The organism is Candidatus Eisenbacteria bacterium (genome assembly GCA_035712145.1).
Classification (GTDB): domain Bacteria; phylum Eisenbacteria; class RBG-16-71-46; order RBG-16-71-46; family RBG-16-71-46; genus DASTBI01.
Map to the genome: position 1 here is coordinate 1 of DASTBI010000236.1, position 5264 is coordinate 5264.

At 67.9% G+C, this 5264-nt stretch carries 4 protein-coding genes; 2 read left to right on the plus strand and 2 right to left on the minus strand.

Annotation, left to right across the window (positions count from 1 at the left end):
• Positions 1–1163: hypothetical protein (locus tag VFQ05_16815; protein HET9328431.1), on the minus strand; the 1163-nt coding region annotated here is incomplete at its 3' end.
• 182 nt (positions 1164–1345) lie between these two features.
• On the opposite strand from VFQ05_16815, the gene VFQ05_16820 reads away from it, so the two are divergent.
• Positions 1346–2713: a sialidase family protein gene (locus tag VFQ05_16820; protein ID HET9328432.1), complete on the plus strand. Its 1368-nt coding sequence runs from the start codon at positions 1346–1348 to the stop codon at positions 2711–2713.
• A 5-nt stretch (positions 2714–2718) separates the two neighbouring features.
• Here VFQ05_16820 and VFQ05_16825 read toward each other — a convergent pair whose 3' ends face one another.
• A complete protein-coding gene (locus tag VFQ05_16825; protein HET9328433.1) occupies positions 2719–3894 on the minus strand; it encodes a CocE/NonD family hydrolase in 1176 nt (391 codons plus the stop codon).
• Between VFQ05_16825 and VFQ05_16830 the strand changes: the two genes are divergently transcribed.
• On the plus strand, positions 3860–5264 hold a 1405-nt coding region (locus VFQ05_16830), incomplete at its 3' end, for an MFS transporter (protein ID HET9328434.1). The two genes, VFQ05_16825 and VFQ05_16830, sit on opposite strands and share 35 nt — an antisense overlap.

Here is a 5264-nt window from a genome sequence, read left to right on the forward strand (position 1 = left end):
GTGCCGCGTGGAAGCTGCAGCGAGCGGAGCTGCGACAGACATCGCTCGAGGAGCCGGCTCTCGCGCATGACCTTGTCGGCGGCGAACGGCCCGACGGTCGCTCTCTCGCGCGCCCTCACGCTCCAGAAGTCGAGCGCGACCAGCAGGACCAGCAGCACGAGCAGGGGCGCCCGGAGCGCGGGCCATCGGAGCGCCAGCCGCTCTCCCGCGCCCGCGCACGCCCAGCACAGTCCCGCCCACGGCAGGTAGGCGTAATAGAGGTAGGTGTGATGAGCGAGGGGAAGCAGTGGCGCGAGCATCGCGAGGAACCAGACCACGCCGGCGGCCTCCGGGTGGGGTGGCGCCTTGCGCGCGATCCAGAGCAGGGTCGCCAGCAGCAAGGCGACCACCGCTCCGACCGGCAGGGCAGAAGGGTTCGCGATGGCATGAAGGTCGGGCACCGGCACGTGCGGGCTCACGCACCAGCTCAGGTAGGTGGCCAGGTTCACGATCAGGAAGCCTGGCGAGAAATCGAGCGAGTAGGCTTCGCCGCCGACGTAGTCTCCCGACCGAAGGACCGCGACGAAGGCCACCATGAACGCGAACATGAGTGCGGTCTGCGGCACGATCTTTCGCCACGGCTGCGGCCGGGCGTTCCCGAGGTTGGCGGCGATGAACACCACCGGCAGCAGTACGGCGTTCTCCTTGCTCAGCGTCGCCGCGATGCCCGTCGCCGCCCCGGCCCACAGCAACGGGGTCGAGCCGCGCTCGAGACCCACCAGCCAGAGCCAGAAGGCAGCGAGGGAAACCACGGTGACCTGAATCTCCTGGATGTCCGACGCCCAGTGGGTGGGCGTGAACGCGATCGGCGTGGCGGCGAAGAGCAAGGCTGCAACCAGCGAACCGGCTGGTCGGAGACCAAGCCGGCGGCCGATCGCGGCGACCAGCGCCGCGCTCATCAGATGAAGCACGAGGTTCACGGCGTGGTAGGGGAGCGGATTGAGCCCGAACAGCGCATGCTCCACACGCCAGGTAAAGCCCATCGAGAGCGGGCGGACGGGCGGCCATGGGGTCGGCGCGAGCCCCATCGCGCGGGCGAGGAACGTCACGTCATCCTGGGCGAAGAAGGTGCGGAGCGCCGGCCAGTGGACGATCGCACCGATCGCGAGCAAGATGGCCAGCACGAACGGCCACCACGCGCGGTCGCTCGACCCGAACGCCTTCGCGGAATTGGCCGCCAGCGTCTTCTCCAGCCTCGGCCGACCACGTCTGGGGGAAACGCTCCCTCGCGCCATGACCACGGGGGATTCTAGGCCAACTCCATGTCGACGGTTCGATCCTTTCACTCCTTGGCTTTGGCCACACGATGCGGAAGTGGCTGACCACCGCGATCGGCATGGTTCTCGTTGCGTCCGCAGCGTGGGTGCTCGCTCAGCGCGACGAGAGCCAGCCGGTGCGCACCGCCACTCCTGAAGGGACCGAACCCTCGCGGACCGTGACCTGGAGCCCGCCCATCGAGGTCGAGACCGGGGAGGCGATCGTGGGGCCGTGGCGGGCGAACGCCTCGAGCTGGCGCTACGTGGACGATCCCACGGTGGCCATGGTTCGCGATGGTCATGTTGGTGTCGCTTGGGTTGATCAATCCCAGAAGGACATCTTCTTCGAAGTCTACGAGCCCGGCGGATCGCCCGTCCGACAGCCGGTCAATGTCTCGAAGAGCCCGCACATTTTCTCGTGGCTTCCGCGGGTGGCGATGACCTCGGACCCGCCGCGCCATGTGTATGTCCTGTGGCAGGAGATCGTCTTCTCGGGAGGCTCGCATGGCGGCGAGATCTTCTTCGCCCGGTCCACCGATGGAGGACGAACGTTCAGCCGTCCAATCAATCTCTCCAACACGCCTGCAGGTGACGGCAAGGGACGATTGAGTCGTACCTACTGGCACAACGGCAGTCTCGACCTCGCCGTCGCGCCGGACGGGACGCTCCATGCCGCCTGGACCGCGTACGAGGGACTGCTCTGGTTCAGCCGGTCATCGGACGGCGGTCGAAGCTTCTCGGCGCCGCATGCGGTGTGGGGCCGGCGAGGAGAAGGCCCCGCGCGGGGGCCCTCCATCGGCGTGGGGGACTCTGGCCATGTCGTTCTCGCCTGGAGCGTGGGCGACGATCCGGAGGCGGACATCCGCCTGGCCAGCTCCAGAGACGGCGGGCGGTCGTTCGGCGAGCCGCGGGTGCTCTTTCCAAGCAGAGGCCATGCGGATGCTCCGAAGGTTGCCCTGGATCGCGGCGGCATCGTCCATCTGGTCTTTGCCGAGAGTTCCGATGGACCTGGCGGCCGCGACCACATCCGATACGCACGGTCCTCGGCCGGCGGGCGCACCTTCGAGGCCGCTCGGCGGATCTCCGATCCGAGATCGGAGAGCGCGAGCTATCCCGCGTTGAGCCTCGATGAGCGGGGCAATCCGTACGTGACCTGGGAGCTCTTTCCCGATCGAGGCGGCCGCTCACGAGGACTCGGCTTCACCCTGTCCCGCGACGGCGGGAAGTCCTTCTCGGCGCCCACGGTGATTCCCGGCACCGATCATCCCGGCCTCGGCTTCAACGGCAGCCGTCAGGGACTGCTGATGCGGAAGCTGGCGGTCGGCGGGAATGGCTCGATCGCCGTCGTGAACAGCACGTTCAGTGAAGGCCGCAGGAGTCGAATCCTGCTCTTCCGCGGCAGTCGCGCCGCGAAGTGATGGGACTACTCTTTCCCGTCCTCACCGAGCAGCCGGTACCACCACCACGCGAGACCCGCCGCTTCCGGCAAATCGCGGGTGAGGAACCCGAGAGGATCGCTTCGCCATGGCTGGGGCTCCACATGCCTGAGCCCCTCCAGCACCAGGACGTGAGCAGGCTGATGCGGGCGTGCGAGCTCCGCCAGACGGTGCGACTCGCTCGCGGGAAAGGTGCCGTCGTTGAGATCGTGAACCAGATGCACACGCGCGCGCAGCGATCCGAATTCGCGCCGGCCTGGCGAGAGCTCCGCCATCCGGGCCAGTAGACCGCGAGGAGTCCGCTCGACGAGGCGCGGAACCTCCTCGGGGCTCGCGGTCTCGAACAGGTCGTAGATCAGGCGACCTTCGGGGCTCAACGAATCCGCCAGATCGGCGACCGGAGCCCGGGCGTCCGCCAGCCTTCGCTGGGCCATCGCCTCGAGCACGCGAACGTCCTCGGGGTCATCGAGGAACTCTTCATACGTCCGAAGGAACACGAGCTGCCCGTACGGTTCGGCCTTCACCATGCGCAGACGCCCGCGGTGAAAGGTACGCCCGGTGGCCAGGAAGCGCAGCGCGGTGTCGAGATCGGCGTAGGCGCCGACCCCGGCCACGAACGAAACTCGTTCGGCGCGCACCGGATCGAGCGCAACGAGCATGGCGATCCCACCGGCGTAGGAGATCCCGAACACGCCGGCTCGGCCATGCGGCGCGAGGTCGGGCCTGGACGTCACCGCGTCGAGCGCGGCCGACAGCTCGCGAACCTGGTCGGGATGCACGCGCAGGGTGCGGAAGGAATGAAGGTCGGGGACCACCACCGTGAACCCCGCTCGCGCGAGGCACTCCGCGAAGGGCGGCACCAGTGGGTTTTCCTTCCCGTCTTCGACCAGACCCGGGACGAGGATCACTGGCGCCCGTTTCCTCCCGGTCGCGGGGCGGTAGAGATCCGCGGCCAGCTGCGCCGGTCCGTACTCGAGCGTGATCGTGCTGCGCTGCGGAGCCGGTGTGGCGCGCCTCAACCACGACTGGGGGCCCGGCCTGCGCAGCTCGTCGAGGATGCGAACCGCGAGCGTGAGTCGCGCCACCCGTCCGGTGCTCCACGCCCAGACGGCCGCCGCCGCGAGCAGCGTGACGATCAGAAACAGTGACATACTGCGCCGCATGACCGTGCCTTCCTGGCGAAAGATTCTCTACGCGTCGGGCTCGCTCGGCGTGGCGCTTTCCTATCAGGCGTTCGGGACGTACATCCAGTTCCTCTACATCGACATCCTCGGCCTCAAGGCTTCGCTCGTCGGGCTGGGCTGGAGCCTCTACGGGATCTGGAACGCGGTCAACGATCCGCTGGCGGGCCATCTTTCGGACCGCACGCGCAGTCGCTGGGGACGTCGGAGGCCCTGGATCGCCGGTGCGTTCATTCCGCTCGGCCTGTTCTTCTACCTGGTGTGGGTGCCGCCGTCGCCACTCCTCGAAGATGGCTCGACGCCGCTCTTCGTCTATTTCATGGGGACGATTCTCCTCTTCGATCTGTTGTGGACGATCGTCGTCATGAACTGGTCGGCTGTCTTTCCCGAGATGATCCCCGATCCGCACGAGCGCGCGGGAGTGTCGGGGTGGCGGCAGCTCTTCTCGGTCCTCGGACTGCTCGTCGGCGTCGCTTTGCCACCCGTGCTGGTCGGCGCGGACTGGAGCGGGCGCGGATCCATGGCAATCCTGCTCGCGGTGGTGACGTCACTCTCGTTCGGTCTCGCGCTGCTGGCGATTCGCGAGCGGCCGGGTGGCGCGAAGCAGACTCTCGGCTTCGGGCGAGCGATGCTGGCTTCGTGGCGCAGCCGGGCATTCCGCTGGTTCCTGGTGGCCAACGTGCACAAGGAGCTCATCTACAGCCTGCTGACCGCGACGGTGCCGTTCTGGGCGAAGTACGTGCTGCGCATCCAGGGCCCGGTCACGGTCCGCGGATTCTCGCTCGCGCCCGAGCTGCAGAACTCGCTCCTCCTCGGCACGGCCTTCATCATGACGCTGCCCGCGCTCCCGCTGTGGACGGCCGTGGCGCGGCGCCTGGGAGCCCGCCGAGGCTGGCAGCTCGCGCAAGCGGCCTTTGCCCTCGCCATGATCGCCGTGTTCCTGTCCCGCGACTTCTTCCAGGGGGTCGCTTCGATGGCGCTCGCCGGCCTCGGCCTCGCCGGCCTTCTGGTCTCGCCGGACCTGCTCATCTCGGATGTCATCGACGAGGACGAGACCGTCACCGGGGTTCGCCGCGAAGGGATGTACTTCGGGCTCAACGGTTTGATCATCCGCTTCGCGTTCACGCTGCAGGGCTTGACGACCGGATTGATCCTGCACGTCACTCGCTACGTGGGAGCGTCGCCCCAGAACCTGTATCCGGTCCAGCCCGAGGCGGCGCTGCTCGGCATCCGCACCCTGATGGCGCTGCTACCGATTCTGGCATCGCTCGTGGTCATCGCGGCTCTGCAGGGTTACCCGCTCCACGGCGAGCGTTATCGCAGGATGCGGGAGACCCTGGGGCGGATCCGCG

What these genes read in the sequence shown, in the direction of transcription:
- VFQ05_16820 (HET9328432.1), top strand. Translation starts at nt 1,346, where the DNA reads ATGCGGAAGTGGCTGACCACCGCGATCGGCATGGTTCTCGTTGCGTCC.
- VFQ05_16825 (HET9328433.1), bottom strand. Translation starts at nt 3,894, where the DNA reads ATGCGGCGCAGTATGTCACTGTTTCTGATCGTCACGCTGCTCGCGGCG.